The organism is Pseudohongiella sp. O18 (assembly GCF_021729085.1).
Lineage (GTDB): Bacteria > Pseudomonadota > Gammaproteobacteria > Pseudomonadales > Pseudohongiellaceae > Pseudohongiella.
This window is the reverse complement of the sequence record NZ_JAJSAR010000001.1, coordinates 272,567-290,403: the sequence shown is the minus strand read 5'-3', so window position 1 is coordinate 290,403 and position 17,837 is coordinate 272,567. Positions and strand designations below refer to the sequence as shown.

Annotated in this window: 12 protein-coding genes; 6 read left to right on the top strand and 6 right to left on the bottom strand. The window is 54.1% G+C overall.

The genetic code is table 11. The features are described from left to right. Positions 1-254 precede the first annotated feature (254 nt). The gene (locus LVD14_RS01265; RefSeq protein WP_237132214.1) at positions 255-968 is read left to right on the top strand and encodes a hypothetical protein; all 714 of its coding nucleotides are present in this window, start codon (positions 255-257) and stop codon (positions 966-968) included. A gap of 94 nt (positions 969-1,062) precedes the next feature. Here LVD14_RS01265 and LVD14_RS15520 read toward each other — a convergent pair whose 3' ends face one another. From LVD14_RS15520 to LVD14_RS01245, 4 genes are all read right to left on the bottom strand, one after another. Then, positions 1,063-2,295, bottom strand: a complete 1,233-nt coding sequence (locus LVD14_RS15520) for a sensor histidine kinase (protein ID WP_237132213.1) — start codon at positions 2,293-2,295, stop codon at positions 1,063-1,065. Next, the gene (locus LVD14_RS01255; RefSeq protein WP_237132212.1) at positions 2,295-2,999 is read right to left on the bottom strand and encodes a response regulator transcription factor; all 705 of its coding nucleotides are present in this window, start codon (positions 2,997-2,999) and stop codon (positions 2,295-2,297) included. The genes LVD14_RS15520 and LVD14_RS01255 overlap by 1 nt, the downstream gene beginning before the upstream one ends. Positions 3,000-3,013: 14 nt before the next feature. Continuing rightward, positions 3,014-5,410, bottom strand: coding sequence for a TonB-dependent receptor (locus LVD14_RS01250; RefSeq protein WP_237132211.1), 2,397 nt, complete (start codon positions 5,408-5,410; stop codon positions 3,014-3,016). Positions 5,411-5,549: 139 nt separating this feature from the next. Beyond that, positions 5,550-6,710, bottom strand: coding sequence for a S1C family serine protease (locus LVD14_RS01245; RefSeq protein WP_237132210.1), 1,161 nt, complete (start codon positions 6,708-6,710; stop codon positions 5,550-5,552). Between the two features lie 370 nt (positions 6,711-7,080). Here LVD14_RS01245 and LVD14_RS01240 point away from each other — a divergent pair, with 370 nt between their 5' ends. Continuing rightward, positions 7,081-9,480 (top strand): DUF5916 domain-containing protein, encoded by a 2,400-nt coding sequence (locus LVD14_RS01240; protein WP_237132209.1) that lies wholly within the window; start codon positions 7,081-7,083, stop codon positions 9,478-9,480. Here LVD14_RS01240 and LVD14_RS01235 read toward each other — a convergent pair. After that, positions 9,452-9,973 carry an MOSC domain-containing protein gene (locus tag LVD14_RS01235; protein WP_237132208.1) on the bottom strand — a complete coding sequence of 174 codons (522 nt, stop codon included), beginning with the start codon at positions 9,971-9,973 and terminating at the stop codon, positions 9,452-9,454. The two genes, LVD14_RS01240 and LVD14_RS01235, sit on opposite strands and share 29 nt — an antisense overlap. After that, entirely contained in the window at positions 9,970-11,634 is a 1,665-nt protein-coding gene (locus LVD14_RS01230; protein WP_237132207.1) for a tannase/feruloyl esterase family alpha/beta hydrolase, read from the bottom strand. The genes LVD14_RS01235 and LVD14_RS01230 overlap by 4 nt, the downstream gene beginning before the upstream one ends. Before the next feature lie 462 nt (positions 11,635-12,096). On the opposite strand from LVD14_RS01230, the gene LVD14_RS01225 reads away from it, so the two are divergent. From LVD14_RS01225 to LVD14_RS01210, 4 genes are all read left to right on the top strand, one after another. Beyond that, a complete protein-coding gene (locus tag LVD14_RS01225; protein ID WP_237132206.1) occupies positions 12,097-13,572 on the top strand; it encodes an amino acid permease in 1,476 nt (491 codons plus the stop codon). Between the two features lie 54 nt (positions 13,573-13,626). Further along, positions 13,627-15,699 carry a TRAP transporter permease gene (locus LVD14_RS01220; protein WP_237132205.1) on the top strand — a complete coding sequence of 691 codons (2,073 nt, stop codon included), beginning with the start codon at positions 13,627-13,629 and terminating at the stop codon, positions 15,697-15,699. Between the two features lie 162 nt (positions 15,700-15,861). After that, positions 15,862-17,130, top strand: a complete 1,269-nt coding sequence (locus LVD14_RS01215) for a tyrosine-type recombinase/integrase (RefSeq protein ID WP_237132204.1) — start codon at positions 15,862-15,864, stop codon at positions 17,128-17,130. A 281-nt stretch (positions 17,131-17,411) separates the two neighbouring features. Further along, positions 17,412-17,627: a helix-turn-helix domain-containing protein gene (locus tag LVD14_RS01210; protein ID WP_237132203.1), complete on the top strand. Its 216-nt coding sequence runs from the start codon at positions 17,412-17,414 to the stop codon at positions 17,625-17,627. Positions 17,628-17,837: the final 210 nt, after the last annotated feature.

Genomic DNA, 17,837 nt, shown 5'->3' with positions numbered 1-17,837 from the left:
TGACTTTGATATTATAGTGCTGCTCTTCAAAAACGACAGATAGCTTGCTGAATGACATGGTATTTCTGTTTAATGTAATAATACGTCAAAAAATTGACGATTTCGTTGCATATCTGCCCAAAAGGTTTACTCTGAGTTATGTCGGGCGGGAGTATATTGCATTCGGCGTATATTCGACCGTTATACATCTTAAAAATATCAAATGGTAAAAGTAATATTTTCGAGAATGATAATTATAAAGATGAGGAATAACGATGATTACTAAATACCAAAAAACGCTTGGGCTGGCTGTTGTTTTCGCGTTAGCGGCACCTGTCGTGAACGCTCAAAAGAACGCACCAGGATCTAATGGGGCCGAAAATGGTCGTAGTTTCCAGTCATTGCAGGAGCAGATAGATGCAAGTAACGCTGCGCTGGATGCATTGGCTGCCAGCAACGACGCCTCTATCCTGGCGATACAGACCGATATTGATGTTATACAAAGCGAGATTGACAGTCTGCAGAGTCAAATCGACAGCAATGCGGGAGACATCGATGCGCTGGAGGCTGAGCTTGATGCGCTATCCGCTGAACTGGCGCAAAAACAGGACGTACTAACCGGGTCCTGCTCGCCCGGCACTTCCCTCCGTGTCATTAACCCTGATGGCAGTTTTCTCTGTGAATATGATGACCAAGGGGGCGGCACATTATTTGTTCCACGCGTAGTGGCCTACGGCTCATTTAGCTGGTTTGGAAATGCCTCTTACAGTGAGTATGGCTACTCAACTGCCATGTGCCCGAATGGCTGGCGCGCTACCGGGGGCGGCGGTTTAATGTATTATCAAGGATATAGCGGTTACTCAGGTGCATTGTCCGACAGCTCGCCGTGGGGTAACGGCTGGAGAGTCACGGCGACGATGGCTGATGAATTCGTATATGGCTACAACGCTGTTCGCGCTGTCGTAAATTGCGAGCCTATCTACCTATAACAATACTTGATTCGGGCAGTGGAAGAAGCGGGCTTCCTTCGAGGGGATTAGAGGAATCAGATGGAGGTCCACGCCCTTGGCGCGAACAAGCTGTTCACCACGAAAGGCGAGCAGCTACTCGCACTTCATCAGCATGCAGGGTGAAAGTCCAGCCATTGCGTTCACAAAGCCGTTCAACAATACCCAGGCCCAGCCCGTAGCCGTTGCCTGGTGACGCTTCGGTTTGCGAGTGTCGATCATCCAGGCCAGTGCTTAGCTCATTGGTAATAAACAGCTCGCGCTCTTTGATGAGAATCTTGATGGGACCCTGCCCGCCAAGCGTGTGCTCGAAGGCATTGCGAACCAGATTGTTGACCGCGATAGAAAAAGCCTGCGGGTGGCCGTAGACTCTTGGATTTGACAGATCATCGACTTCAACATCAACGAGCTTGCCGCGCAGCAGGTATTGCTGCTGATCCATAGCCTGACTCACCAGCGGTACTACCAGAAACTGTTCGTCATACAGGCCGTCATCGGTTTCGCGAGCCAGGCACAAAAACATTTCGATGGTAGCCTTCATGTCGCGGGTTGCTCGTCTGATTCTATCCAGAGCTTTTGCATCGCTGGATTTCAGCTCGCTTTTTTCCAGCAGTTCAAGCGCTCCTGTAATCACGGTAATCGGCGTTCGCAGCTCATGGCTTGCTGAATCGGTAAAGTATCTTTCACGCTCGACAAAGGCACTGATACGCTCAAGTGTTTTTTCGAGGGTTCTGGCGAGCACACCCACCTCATCATCGCCGAAGCGGCCAGATGCGATGCGTTTGTGGTCTTCGGCGGATAGTTTTTCAGGGTCAATATCAGCGACCACCTCGGCGAGTTGCACGACCGGGGCAACGGCCCGGCGCATTACAAAAACGCCGAGGCTGAAACCAAGAGCACCGAGAGTACCTACAACGCTGGTGATTAATAGCAGCCACAACCAGTCCTCCGATGACGCGGCTTCGATGCCAGCGACGTCAAAAACCACAAACGCTTTTTGCTGTTCATTGTCGACGGCGACTACTGCGACATGCAGCTGCTCGGCAGGGAACTCATGCAAGCCCTCAGCGGGGTTGCTCTGTGCCCATTGGTGGAGAGATTCGGGCAGGCTATCAACGTCTTCGTAGCCCCGAAGGTTTGTTGTAAGATTAGGGTAATTCTCTGCGGCACGTTGTAGCTGACGTGTCATTACACGGTCTTCACTCAGCCGGATTGCTGAAAAGAAAGCCAGGCCCCAGACCACGCTTAGAACGGCAACACACACGGCAAAGGCGATTGCGACACGCTGGCGTAAACTGTAACGGTACACTATTTATCACCTTCTGCAATGCGGTAGCCGATGCGATGCACAGTATGAATAAGCTGGCTGGAGAACGGTCTATCGATGGCCTGACGCAGTTTATACATGTGTGAACGAAGGGCATCACCATCAGGGCGTTCATCCTCCCACAACAGTGTTTCGAGACTTTCACGAGGCACTACCGATGGCGCCTCCTGCATCAGGCGTTGCAGCAGTCGCATGCCAGCAGGCGTAAGATCGATTTGCTGTCCTGCACGATGTACCTGCAGTGTGGACTTGTTCATGGTCAGGTCACCTACTGTAAGCAGTCTTACAGACCGTCCATGACCACGTTTGTACAAGGCCTGCAGTCGCGCTTGCAGCTCCTGCAATGCGAAGGGCTTTATCAGATAGTCGTCGGCGCCTGCCTTAAAACCCTTCAGTTTATCGTCCAGAGTGTCTCTCGCGGTCAGCATCAGCACTGGTGTTTCCAGGTGTGCTTCAGCGCGCAGCTTTTGACAGAAACTCAGGCCATCCATCCCTGGCAGCATCAGATCCAGAACAATGACATCAAATGGATTCGTCAAAGCCAGATGCATGGCGCTTATCCCATCGTAGGCAAAATCCAGGATATAGCTGTGCTGTTCTAGGTACTCGGCAATATTCTCACAAATGTCGCGGTTGTCTTCGACAACCAACACTCGGACCGGTGCTTCGTTCAGCACATTTACCATCTACTATTCCTCTTTTACCAGGCGTAATCCAGTCGCAGGCCAATTAGCGGCTCGGCTTCGCTATCGTCCTGCACCTGGACACCACGGCGGTAGTCAAACTCTGTGTCATCACCAGATGATGCCGCCGTGACGTTGATGACATCAAGAAAAGCGGTGACATCAATAGGCCCGAATGCGCGCCGATAGTCCACACGGACATTCAACAAACCCGAGCCGTCAGTACGGCCGACATTGCGTTCGGTAATTTCTTTTGAGTAGCGTAGCGGCTGGCCATCGCCCAGTACGTCCGAGTGAATAATAAATCTGTCGTCCGGTCTGCCGGAAAGGTATTTGTAGCGACCGGCGACTTTCCAGCGGTCGCTGATTTCCCAGGTCAGGCCCAGCGTAGCAACATGTTCGCGATTGAATTCGTCAACAACATCACCGCGGCCATCTTTCCGGTCGACAACCGCATCGTTGTAAGAGTAGGTGGCGGTAGCATAGATGCCTTCGCGTATGGTGCCGGTCAAGACAGTATCGACGCCATACGATGTACCGTCGCCGAGGTTCGCGAAGGTTCCGTTCGCACGATCAAGGTCTACCACCAGCTTGTCCAGGCTTTGATGATAGGCTTCAACCAGCACTGACCAGTTATTGTCAGGAAAATATTCCAGACCGACACTGCTGTGAATGATTTCTTCAGTCTCAAGCTTGTTGGATTCATTGGCGGCAAGTTCCAGATAGCGTGGCGACTGATGAAATACTCCGGCAGTCGCAAAATATCTGATCGCATTGTCTGGCCGCCAGTTGACGCTGAACCTTGGCGATGCAAAACTTTCGTCCGCAAAACCGTCTCGCTCCAGTCTCAGACCGGTGCGGAAATCCCAGGCGCCGCTTTCAAAAACCTGTTCCAGGTAAGCCGCATAATTCGTCTCTTTCTGATTCAGCGACGAGTTTATGTTGGCAGGTGTAAGCACGATGTATTTCTGATCGGGATCGGGCCTGAAATCATCGTCGTCGTAAACAAAACGGATCCAATCGCCGTCCAGAATGGTGTCGTAGTCCAACTCGATCTGTGTTGCTCGTATGCCGGCACTGAACACGCCCCACTGGTTGACAGTTTCGAAGTCGCTACGCCAGCCCGTCTCGGTCTCACCCTCGCCGATAGTGATGATGTCTTCGCGCACCGGAAAACTGGAAGCCGGCGACCCTTCAGGAACAAGATCCGGGAAAGATTCGCCCTCTGAGCTGATCTTGTCGCTGCTACGGTAGTAAACCCGGTTGGTCCACACCGACTGCGCACCAATCAGAGTCCGCAATGTCAGGCCGTACAAATCACTATCCTGCTCAGAGTCCTGCAGTGCCGCATCCTCGAAATTGGGCGAGGCAAAAACGTGTGTCACATCGCGGGTATAATCTTCGTGTGTATCGATCAGCAGCACCTCCAGAGTGTTGTCCTGACTGAGGGGTATGACAGACTTTACGATGAAATCCCTTAATACCGGCTCACCAATGTCCAGTTCCTCGATCGTTTCGAACAGGGCCCCGAAGTCCAGGCGCCGGGCCGATACCAGCAAAGTGGAATCCTCAGTGATGCCAGCAGGGCCGTCATAACCCACCTCGAAACCAGCCAGGTCAAAGCGCAGGCTGGCTGACGGGCTTGGGTTACCATCGGCAACTTCCAGCTTTAGCAGGGAGGCTGCACGACCGCCATAGGCCGCACCCCATCCACCGGGTGAAAACTCTGCGCCACTGATGACATTGGGCGCAAAAATCGAGAATCGACCACCGCCACCGACATCTTCTTCCTCACCCAGCGTTGCATCAAAGTGTATCGCTTTATCAAATGGTAAATCATCAACAAACAACAGGTTATCTCTTGGTCCGCGGCCGCGCACACTGAAGCTGGCAAATTCACTGGCGGATGCCAGGCCAGGCAGGCCATCCAGAGAGAGTAGGGGGTCGGCACCGCCGCCTACAGCACTTCGCAACGCTTCCCTGTCGAGGTAGGTGCTGCTGGCAGAGGCGTAGGCATCTGCCTGACGCCCCTGAACCACGACTTCCTGAACGGCGACAGCCTCCCGGAGCTCAAATTCAATCCTGGTGTTTTTGCGTGTCACGACACGTATGCTGGGTTCGTAGACGGAGATAAAGCCATCTTTAGCAAGATTCACTGAGTAGAGGCCGGGGTCGAGCTGTTCAATGACCGTCCGACCTTGCGAGTCGGTTTGCACAGACTGTGTGGCACCGGTTTCCCTTTCCGTAAGGGTGAGCTGCACGGTTGGAACTGGCCGCTCCGTGACCACGTCATTGACAATGATTGTAAGCGCACCAGGGGCTTCCGCCGCATGGCTGGCAAGTGGAAGCCCCATAAGCAGCGCCAACAGGGCCATCCACAATACCTGATCTAACCGTCTTCTCAGACTGCTCATACCGCTATACCTCCAGGGGTCCACTGTATCTGATTGATGACACAGGGAGGTTAGCAGCGAGAATGTGACTGAAACGTCGCCAAGATGTGGATGCTGGATAATTCAGTGCGGGAGTTGCAGTTTACATGGGGGCAGGCCGTTATCGATAACAGAGAAGTGCTCCGGTTGTTGATTGAGCTTTCTCAGCAATATCAGCGGTTCGCATTTCGGCTGATAGTTCCGAGCTCTGATAGCCGATATTGTTGCTTCGCAAAAAATTCTGGGAGATATCAGCGGTAATGGCAAAGTTTACATTCTGCGGGATGTTTCCGGATTGTTGAGCAAAGTAATCCTGATTTGCCGTTGAAACCACTACGCCAACGACGGCACCGTAACGATCGAATACTGGGCCTCCGCTATTGCCAGGCTGAATTTGCGCTGAAATCTGGAAGGTGGACAAATCGTCATTCAACCCAGAAAGTGCGCTGACAACACCGCTGGTCAGGTTGCCCTGAGAGGAAAGATCTCCCAATAGTGGAAAGCCATAAACAACGATGTCGTCGCCCAGCCGAACGCGGCGTTGACTCTGAAATAGCGTAGCATCAGTGGAGATATCGGTCTTGAGTAGCGCTAGATCAAAGCTCTGGTTGGTTGCCAGCACCTCAGCATTGACGGGTATCGATCCGGGTAGCTGGAACGTCAATGCACGACACCCATCAATGACGTGATAGTTTGTCAGCAAATGTCCTTCTGTGGTGACTGCAAACGCGGTGCCAGATCCTGCGAGCTCTGGCTCAAGACCGGCAGTCTCTGCAATGCTGCCCGAGACTTCGGAATCAAACGAAAGCAATTCGGTGAGCTCAGTTATGTAAAGCTCTGCCTCTGAAAAATTATCATCGTCGTCATAAACACCCACCCATATGTCGTAGATGCCTGCCAATGGCTGTTCAAAAGTGAGGCCGGCAGCCAGACCCAGCCCATCGCCGTAGTCATCGTTACAATGCCACTCGCCATCAGGCGTGTTGATCAAAAGGACAGTATCGACGTCGGAGTCTGTAAAGAAACTAAGGGCAAACTCTGCGGCGGTGGTGTCGTATTCAAGCTGGTAGTCAGGCGCTTCGCTTACGAACCCTGTACAGTCGAAACGCGAAGACTGGGAAAGTTCTACCGAGCCACCGGCAAGCACCCTGATGATGCGTGGGTCGTCATCAAAGCCGGCCGAGAGCGAAATCTCTCCGAAGGTGGCCTCGCGTGAGACGTCCTGTGCGATTAATGCCGTGGGGCAAAGGATTAGCAGCAGAAAAAGAAGGATATAGCGCATCGACAAATTCCCTTAGTCGCGAAGAGAGGTGCTGACTCTTCAACCTGTACATTATTTGCGCAGTGCAACTGAACCTGCCGGGTTGTAGAGTGCCGCGCTGCTGAATGGCATCAATGATAGTAGCTGCTGGTGCGCCAATTCAATAATAAAGGGGAGATTTGATCAAAAAACTGAAAAGCTCCAATTTTGATTAGCGAGAGTTGCAATATATTGTAACTTCACTATGCCCTCCTTGCGCATTGCGATAACTTCAAGACCTCGAGGTATAAAACCGTTTGGCCGGTTCAGCAGCGATTAGGCCTTCGTATAAGGCCTGATCTGAACAATAAAAATAGAAACAAACAGATCATGTGTCCTTACGAGAGCTAATATGAACCCTCTGCATCGATACCTTTTGCCTGCCAGTCTTGTTGTTTTCACGCTATGTGCGCTGGTTCCTGGTGCCGGTAGTTACGCCCAACCATCCGTCCCACAGCTGCCACGACTGGAGCAGGTCGATATAGACCTGGACGGTTTTCTTGATGAGGCTGTCTGGAATGATCTGCCCTACGTCGACGGCATGCGGGTGATCAATCCAGATACACTGGCGGAAGTGCCCTACGAAACGCATATCCGCGCCTTCTATACCGAACAGGGTATCTACGTTGGCGCCATGAATTTTCAGCCGGCTGACACGCTGGTGGCGCGAATGACTTCACGCGACACACAGCTGGATCGGGACGGTTTTGTGGTCGGCCTGGACCCGTCAGGGGGCGGCCAGTACGGTTATTTCCTGCGCATCAATCTGGGCGACTCGATGACCGATGCCACCGTTCTGCCGGAGCGCCAATTGAACCTGCAGTGGGATGGTTCCTGGAATGCCCGTACCCAGGCGCTTGAAAACGGTTGGAGCGTGGAGTACTTCATCCCCTGGGCCATGATGCCTTTGCCCCAGGCGGCGGACGGGTCACGGCAGATCGGCTTTTATTATGAGCGCCAGATAGGTCATCTTGGCGGGGAGACCTGGTCTTCGCCGCCTCTGCCACGTACCGTCAATCAATTTCTGTCGGCGTTCGAACGTTATGAGCTCGAGGATATTGAGCCACGACGCCAGTTGACCTTCTATCCGTTCGCGGCAGCCGGTTTCGATGGTCTGCGTGACGAGCTTGATACGAAGGTTGGTGCCGATATCTACTGGCGCCCCACCAGCAACACGCTGTTGTCAGCGACCCTGAACCCTGATTTTGGTACTGTGGAATCGGATGACGTGGTGGTCAACCTGACTGCGTTTGAGACGTTCTTTCCGGAAAAGCGTACATTCTTCCTGGAAGGTCAGGACATATTCAATACCCATCCGCGCTCCAGCGGCGGTGGTGGTCCTGGCGGTCCGATCCAGATTCTAAATACCCGGCGTATTGGCGGTGCTGCCGGTTTCGATATTCCCGGCAATGTGAATGTTTTGCCAACCGATGTCAGCCGGCCCACCGAGCTGCTGGGTGCTGTCAAATACACTGGCCAGATCGGGAAGTGGCAGTACGGCACGCTGTTCGCGTCTGAGGATGATCCTGAAATCCCGGGTACGTTGCCAGATGGCACGCCGGTGACCGTGCAGGCAAAAGGCCGCGATTTTGGTGTCGCGCGCCTGCTGTATGAAGATACAAGCGGGGGTGGACGCCGCGCGATTGGCTGGATGGGCACCACGGTAGAACATCCCGATATTGACTCTGTAGTCAACGCTGTGGACATGCACTATTTTTCCCGCGACAACCGCTGGATAGTCGACACACAGTTCATGCACAGTGATACCAGCGGCGTTAGCGGCGTGGGTTTCCTGGGAGACGTCAGCTATCGTCCGGAACGCGGTAAACAGCACAGCATTAACGCCACTTGGATCGATGACAAGCTGGACATCAATGAACTTGGGTTCCTGACCCGAAACGATCAGATGAACCTCTCTTACAACTACTTTGTAAACGAGTCTGACATTCCGGGTCTGCGCAACCGTACGACTGGTTTTATCGCCACCAATGAATGGAACACCGACGGTCTGCCGGTGAGGCTGCGAGCCGCACTGCAACGTGGTTATACGTTTTTGGACAACAACAGCCTGAATCTGTCGCTGCTGTATTTCCCGGCGCGATACGACGATCGCCTGGGCCGCGGGACCGGGGCATTCCAGTTGCCTGTCCGTTACGGGGCGGGTATCAGCTATGAAACCGATCGCGCCCAGTCGCTTTCCTACAATCTCGGCTTGAACGTAGATCCTGAGGACCTTGGTTCCACACAAGTACAGGGCCGTGCTGGCGTCGCATGGCGGCCAGTGGATCGCTTCTCCGTTGATCTGAGTCTGAGCTACACGGATCGCGAAGCGTTGTTGGTGCATCGCGGTGCAGGCCAATACACCAGCTTTGAGGCGCACCAGTGGGCGCCACGACTGGAGGTGGATTACTTCATCACGGCCAAGCAACAGATACGCATCAGCACTCAGTGGACAGCGCTCAAGGCGTTTGAAGACCGTTTTTACCGGGTCAATACAGAGAGGGACGGGCAGCTCATACCAACGGCCAACCCCGATAACCAGCCGGACGATTTCGTGATCTCACGGCTGACCTTCCAGGCACGCTATCGTTGGGAGATCGCGCCCCTGTCTGATCTGTTTATCGTCTACACCCGTGGCTCCAACCTGCCGCGTAACAGTCTGTTCGAGTTCCAGGAACTGTTCGAGCAGTCCTGGAATGACCGGATCGTTGATCAGTTCGTGATCAAGTTGCGTTATCGGCTGGGGTCTTAAAAGTGCTGCTTCTGAGTTCATCGCCGACTGCGATGTGACCCTCTTGCAGCACACGGGCCGTGATGCCACCATGGCCCCGCATGGCGTTGTATCCGCCTGGGCCAAGCAGAGCTTCCATTTTGCTACAGGGATCACAGGGGCCGGTATACTCAAGAATTGCCTCGCCAATGCGGAATGTTTTGCTTTTTAATGCAAGCAGATTGATGCCTGATACCACTACATTGCGTCGCAGCATTTCCGCTGTCACTGACGGTTTGTGGGCCAGTGCAGCGATAGTTGCAAGGTGCTCATGCTGGATCAATGTGACCTGGCGCTTTCCACTGCCGCCTTTGCGGCCCTGGTAGCGGTCGCCCTCCAGGCCACTATCGGGCGCTGCGTGCACTCGAGCCACCGGGACCATTTCTGCGTCGCGTCCCGGGCGTAGCCCGATCCATTCAACACGACCGACCTGTGGCAGGGTATCGATCAGCACCTTAAGTGGAGAGTTTCTCATCTTATGCGGCACTCAAAGTTGGCCGCTACCCAGTTGGCAGGCTCATCCGCACCCTCCGCCGGGCCTATGTAATGGGCCTGTTGCGGGTAGGTGCAGAGAGGTCGTTCATTATCCACCAGACCGTCGGTTTCGTGGGTGGCGATGATGCTTTCCGGGGCATGTCCATTCTCCACCCATTCCACCAGAGGCGCCAGTTTGTCCCAATTGTTGAGTCCGGGTCCGCCGGCGCAGTGACCCATGCCAGGTGCCAGGTAGAGTCGCGCATGTGCCTGCGCTTCAGCCAGACTACCAGCGAAGGTGGTGTCCACCACCTGCTGGTAATAATCGATCGTGTCAGTGGCAACGATCAGCGTGTCCATCAGCCCGTGATAGAGAATCAGTTTGCCGCCGCCCCTGACAAAGCGATGCAGGTCGGGATCATTGGCGTCGGTGATGGATTTCATCAGTTCGCCGGCACCTGAATGGAAATCATTGATATCCCAGTGAAACCAGTGGAATTCCGGTATTACGGCATCAGTGTCTGGTTCATAGTCAATATCGCGCAGATCGGGCACGGCGATGCCGGGGTCCACTTCGTAGAACAGATAATTCATGTGGTCTACGGCGACGCCGGTGAGTTTTCCCGGTGCCATATCATTACCCTGCCAGGGAATGTAGTAGCCAGCCCATTGTGGTTCGGAGCCCAGCATCTTGCCTGGATACACCTGACGTCCGGAGTCATCACGCGGGCCATTGTAGAAGTCGCTGATGGTCTGTAACTGGGCTGGCGTGAAGCACTGGTCGGAAGCAGTATCGGAGGGACACATCAGGCCGGCGAGATCGGCAGTCGGTTCGAAGGTACAGGCCAGCGGATCGCTCACCAGTCCATCACGTATGCCGTCCAGCGCGTCACATTGAGCCAGTACCTGATTGTGCAATACATCCATCAGGGCAAGGCTGTCAAAGCTGCCATCGCCATCGGTGTCCACTGCCAGGTTGCCGGCCAATCCGTCACGGAACATGCGCTGCAGGTTCCAGGTGCCGGCAGCATTCAGGCCCTGATAGTTGAATGCCGGTGCTCCGGCAACGATGCCGTCAAAATCATCCGGGAAACGCTGGGCCGACATCAGTCCCTGGCGACCGCCCTGGCTGCAGCCCTCAAAGTAGGAATAGTCCTGCCGCCTGCCGTAGTACGCTGCGACCAGACGCTTGCCTGCGGCGGCTGTCAGGTGCACGGCACGGTAGCCAAAGTCGATCTCTGCCTGACGGTTGTTGAAAGCGAATGATGCTCCCGGCTCGACGCCACTGTCATGGCCGAGATTACTGTTGGCCACCGCATAACCCTCCGCCAGCCGCTGCGGCGCAAAATCAAGATCGCCGTCCTTACCACCGTCACCCCACTGCAAAAAGCGGCCGTTCCAGTTTTGCTGCAAGGGCAGCTGCACATGAAAATGAATAGCTGGCGAGATGATGCCGCGCACATAACAATAACTCGCGCCATCGGCGGAATTGGCCCGTATGTCTGCGTTCAGGATGGTCATATCGCGCAGCTCCTGCAGCGCCTCGCAGCGAGCGATTTCGGTCAGTGAGGGCTGGGCTTGCGCTGGCAGGCTGGCAAGCGCTAATAGCGCTGCAGTCGGTACAAAGAGGGTTATCAGGTGCGTCCCGCAGGGAGATTTCATGGCATTTCTCTTCTTGTAATTGTGTTGATGCTGGATAAAAAGATCAGGGTCTTGAGACTTTACCATCCCGACATGCAAAAGCAATGCGCAGCGAAAAACAGCCCAAGCGCGCAGGTTGAGAGCAGCAGTATTTATATTTTGCAGCGGGGATTGTTTTTGTCAGACACCACAGATAATCTGCGCTAGCCAATCATCAATGGCAACCAGGCCCGCCAGTCATCCATAGTTTGGCCTGGTATACGCAGAACACAGTCCTTGTGTAACTATCATCAAGAATCTTTTTGCCTTCAATTTACGTTGCTTCCATCTGTCGGTGTGGCTTTGTCCATCATCGCAGGGTATGACATTCAAGTGAAAGAGACAGACCCCTGATTTTCTTGCGTGAAACTATTTATTGCGAATGGGCAGTTAGCAATTTTTCACGACGCGAGTTCAGTCTCGATACAATGGGAGCGCAGTGTAATGTTCATGGGAATGTTGCGGGTCAAGCCGATTGTAGCAGCACCACACGTAGATGCCGGTGAGCCTGTCGAAGGCAGCCTGGAAGGCGAGGTGACGCTCAGGCGCACGCTAAGCGCGACCCAGCTGGTGATGCTTGGTATTGGTGGTGTCATCGGCGCCGGTATCTTCGTACTGACCGGGCAGGCGGCTGCTTTACACGCCGGCCCGGCAATCATGTTGAGTTTCCTCATGGCCAGTGTCGCCTGCGCGCTGGCTGGATTCTGCTACGCAGAATTTGCGTCGATGATGCCAGTCTCAGGCAGTGCCTATTCATACTCCTACGCCACGCTGGGCGAGTTTGTCGCCTGGTTTATTGGCTGGTGTCTGGTGCTTGAATATCTCTTCGCCGCTGCCGCGGTTGCTGTGGGCTGGTCGGGTTACATGAACAGCTTTTTGGGCACGCTCGGTATTCCTTTGCCTGAGGCGCTGGCGACTTCCACCTTTACCGTCACCGAAGGGCAGTTCACGCGCACGGGTGCGCTGTTCAATCTGCCGGCCGTGTTTATTGTCGTGGCTATCTCGACGCTATGCTACATCGGCATCCGACAGTCGGCCTTTATGAACACGATTATTGTGACCATTAAAGTTGGCGTCATCCTCCTGTTCGTCGCCTTCAGTCTGCAATTCGTCAACCCGGATAACTGGGTTCCGTTTATCCCGGACAATGAAGGCCCCGGCCGTTTTGGCATGGATGGCGTGGTGCGTGCGGCGGCGATTGTATTCTTTGCCTACATAGGTTTTGACGCCGTCTCTACCGCCGCCGCTGAAGCCATAAACCCACAGCGAGATATGCCCATCGGAATCCTGGGCTCACTGGCGATCTGCACCGTGTTTTACATTATCGTGTGTGCTGTGCTGACCGGCATGCTGCCGTATCAGCAACTGGGTACACCCGAACCCGTTGCGACCGCACTGCAGGCCTATCCCAGCCTGCTGTGGCTGCGCGTGCTGGTGGAACTCGGCGCGATCGCAGGCCTGTCCTCGGTAATCTTGGTGATGCTGATGGCGCAGCCACGCATCTTCTACACCATGGCCAATGACGGACTGATACCCAGGGTTTTTGGCAAGGTCCATCGCAGATACCACACGCCTTATGTTGGCACTGTCGTTGTCGGTGGCATTGCCTGTCTGTTGGCCGGGTTTCTACCGATCGGTCTGCTGGGTGAGCTGGTGTCGATGGGTACTTTGCTGGCATTTGCGACCGTATCGGCTGGTGTCCTGATCCTGCGTTACACACGTCCTGAGCTCTATCGCCCATTCCGGGTGCCGGCGGCCGGTATCATTTGTCCGCTCGGTGTCGCCGCCTGCCTATACCTGTTCTGGCAACCCTTCCGCGTACACTGGGAGCTGTTTATGAGCTGGACTGCACTCGGCATGCTGGTTTATTTCGGCTACGGGTACTGGAACAGCCGTTTGCGAATAACTGGCCGGCTCTAAGACATACGATTACTTTGCTCTGCGATTGATGTACAGGTAAAACAGGTTTTGTTTATGAAACATCCGCTGCTCAAATGGTCTGCCTTTCTGTTCGCCCTGTTTCATGTTTATGCCAATGTGACCGCTGCGCTTCCAGAGTTGTGGTTCTCAGCCATTCACTTTGGTGGTTTTGCGGCGCTTTGCGCATTGTCTGCCAATGAATCCGGCCCAGCGAACAACCAACCGGCATTGGCGATGAGAGTTGTCAATATTATGCTGGCCATACTGGCGGTATTGGTGGCGGCCTATATCATCCTGTTTGAAAATGCCCTTTACGCTCGCGAGGCAGAATTTATCTGGTCGGACTATCTGGTCACCGTGACGGCGGTGGTATTGGCGGCCGAGTTCACCCGACGCACCACCGGCTGGTTCATGCCGATTCTGATTGCCGTTTCTCTCAGCTATATCCTGTTCCTGGGCCGCTATATTAACGGCGTCTTTTCCTTCCCGGGTTTAAGTCTGGAAACCGTGCTGTACCGAACCTACTTCGGCGAGGAGGGCATGTTCGGATCCACGGCCAATATTTCTGCCACTTTTGTCTTTATGTTTATCCTGTTCGGATCCTTCCTGCTGCGCTCCGGCGCGGGCGATTTTATCGTCAATTTTGCCCGCTGCCTGGCAGGACGTTTCACCGGTGGGGCTGGCATTGTGGCGGTTGTGGGCTCCGGCTTGATGGGATCTGTTTCCGGCTCTGCGGTCGCCAACACGGTTTCGACCGGCTGCATCACGATACCGATGATGAAGCGCTCCGGGTTCAGTCCAAAGTTTGCAGCGGGTGTAGAAGCTGCCGCCTCTACCGGCGGTGCGCTGATGCCACCCATCATGGGGGCCGGTGCTTTTGTGATGGCCGGGTATACACAAATTTCGTACCAGACCATCATTGCTGTGTCGCTGCTGCCAGCGCTTTTGTACTACCTGACAGTATTCTATTTTGTGCGTATCGAAGCCCAGCGCCTGGGGTTGAAAGCTGATCAGAAAGGCGACCACGAAAGCATGTGGCGTGTGGTCAGGCAGGGTTGGCATTTCCTGATTCCATTGGGCAGCCTTGTCGTCATGTTATTCGTTGGTTATACACCGATTCGAGCGGCAGTCGTGGCCACCGTGCTGGTGATAGTTTCCTCCTGGCTGTCGGCGACACCCATGGAGTGGGAAGATATTTTTGAAGCGACTGTGGATGCTGTGAGAACCGCCCTGTCTACCGCGCTGCTGTTGGTCGCTGTAGGTATTCTGATCAGTGTGGTAGTGACCACCGGCGTGGGTAATGCATTTTCACTGATGATTGTGGAGTGGGCCAACGGCAGTCTGTTTGTGGCGCTGGTGCTGATAGCGCTCGCCTCGCTGGTGTTAGGCCTGGGATTGCCCGTCACTGCTTCCTATATCGTTCTGGCAACCTTGTCCGCGCCCATTCTGTTTGACCTGATCGCGTATGAACAAATGCTGCAGGCGCTGACGGCACCGGATCTGCCAGGCAACGTTATAGCCACACTTAATCTGTGGGGTGGCGATGCCGTGGTTGCCCTGCGTGAAATGCCGCTGGAAATGCGCCAGTTGCTGCGTGCCGAGCTTCTCAGTCCGGCACTGGTGACTGGCATGTTGCTGAGCGCCCATCTGATTATTTTCTGGTTGTCCCAGGACAGCAACGTAACGCCTCCTATCGCGCTGGCGTCGTTCGCCGCTGCCGCAATTGCCGGTTCGAAACCGGTGGCGACGTCAATTACATCGTGGAAGCTTGCCAAAGGGCTTTACCTGGTGCCACTGCTGTTTGCCTACACGCCACTGATTACTGGCAGCTGGCCACAACGGATCGAGATATTCGTCTGGGCGTCAATGGGGCTCTACGCTATGTGCGCGTTGCTACAATGGCGGACATCGCGTCGGCTAAACCTGGTTCAGGCTGCGATGCTGGCAGTGGCTGCCTATCTGCTGATCTGGGCACCATTGTCCTGGATGTGGCATTTGGGAGGAGCCAGTCTTTTGGTAGGAGTGATATTTTGGCAGCACTGGCAAAACAAAAAGGAGTTACTACAGAAAACTGCAAAAAAGATGGTGGGCCCACCTGGACTCGAACCAGGGACCAACGGATTATGAGTTAGTTGATCTGGCTATTAGCTCACCTAAGCCTGACTAAACACGCCCATATAAAACTATATAAAACAGTAATATACGTATTTACTTCTCTAAATAGTCATTTGCAGATCTATATTGAAACCTCTTACACTAGCCCTTACACGGTGTCATGAGGGTAGAAGCATGTCTGAGGCTAAGAGAGTTAAGCTGTCAAACAAGGCGGTTGAGGCCTTACCTGTTCCTGAAAAAGGGCAGAAATTTCATTGGTGTAGCAGCTTGGGCGGCTTCGGTGTAAGGGTCACCGCAAAAGGGTACAAGTCGTATGTCGTTCAAAAGGTTGTAAGGGGTACGGGGAAGGAGAAACGATTCACAATTGGTCCCTGTCATCTGCTTGATTGTGGTGAAGCTCGAAAGCGGGCGTTGGATCGCATGAGCGAGATGCACGACGGGAAAGACCCGCAGACGGAAAGGCGGCAGCGTCAAGCTCAGAAGCTGACTCTCCGGGACGTCATGGAGGACTACATTGAGAACAAGCGCACAAAACATGGTCCGCTTCGCCCTCGCAGCAAAGAAGACATTGAAAAGTGCGTAACAAAGCGTCTCGCTGACTGGGCTGATAAACCTGTGGTCAACATTACGCGTGACGCCTGCGCGAAGCGTTTTAGGGAAATGTCCAAGATAAGCCCAAGTCAGGCTAATCAGGTGTTTCGGAATCTTCGCGCGCTCTGCAACTGGGCGCGCGAGACGAATATGGCCCCGGACGGGTCTTATCCGATCCTACCATTCAACCCAGTCGTGCAGGCATTCAATAGTACCAAATGGAATGCCGAGCACGCCCGCGAGGAGATCCTCCCTCTGGAAAAGATGGGTCAGGTGTGGCAACTACTAACCACACGCACGGACACGGAGCGCTTCCACCCCGCCGATGCTACCGCTGCTCATCTTGTAATGTTTCTAATCCTCACAGGGGCACGAATTGGCGAGGCGTCGAAGCTAAAATGGGGGCATGTGAATCTCGATGACGAAATACCTTGCTTCACTTTCGTGGAGACTAAAAACCACAACGTAATAACCATCCCAATGAGCCGCCAGCTCCACGCTATATTGTCGGCTCGGTATCAAGCTCGTAGGGAGAATCAGGAGTATGTATTCCCGTCGCGGGCTAAGTCAAAAGTCGGATACATGCAGGACGCATTGGGCACGATGCGAATGGTCAGCGAAGTGGCCGGGTTGCACCTGCGCCAACACGACCTCAGGCGCACTTTCAATGCGCTTGCTATCGAATGCAGGGTGGAGCTGTGGAAGGCGGAGCTGCTCAAAAACCACAAGCCGCAGTCGATCACGCTCAAGCACTACACGCAGTCGAAGAACTTACGGTACCTGCTGCCGGACGTTCAAACCATCGCGGATTGGATCGAGGCGCAGGCGCTTAAAGCAACTAAAGAAGCCTGACAGGGTGTGCAGATTCTTGATGAAGTACTCGACTTGGTTTAGAGTAAAAATAATCAAACATGGGCGCATTTAGTTTGGTATAGTTGCCCCAACTAATTTTTCCGCTTCCCGTTCCAGCGTGACGCTACACCCGGTCGAGTATGACCAGGATGGAACGAAACTACGAGAAGCACTGCATGGGCAGTGTGGCGGGTATCAGGTATCTGGAAACAGATGCCGGTGCCTGCCGCACTGCCCATTTTAGTTTGTGCAGTCGGTAGGTCGATCGGAGATTATCCGCAATGACCGACTTTACCACGCTCAATCCTACCGACCGCCTCAGTCGCCGCGAAGCCGCCGAATATCTCGGCAATACCTACAACACCCTTACTGTCTGGGCCAGCCAGAAAAAAGGGCCTCCGTACTACAAGAACGGCAAGTGCTGCACATACAAGGTGGCAGACCTTGACGCCTTCCTGGAATCTCAGCGCGTCGAGTTCGAACAGGTTCCTATATAGAAGCTGTTCGACGCTTAGAAAGTTGAAGCATTACAAGCGCTGCGCGGAGCCGCCAACGCCTCGTGTAAGACGCAAATAAGACAGGTAGGAACCAGCCGGTGTTGGCGCACCGGCTGGTAGAGGGCTTACTAATGGACAACCCCACTATAGCAAACGCACGTTTAAGAGTCTTGGATTATTCGCAAGCCGAGCAGCAGCACCCACAGGCCC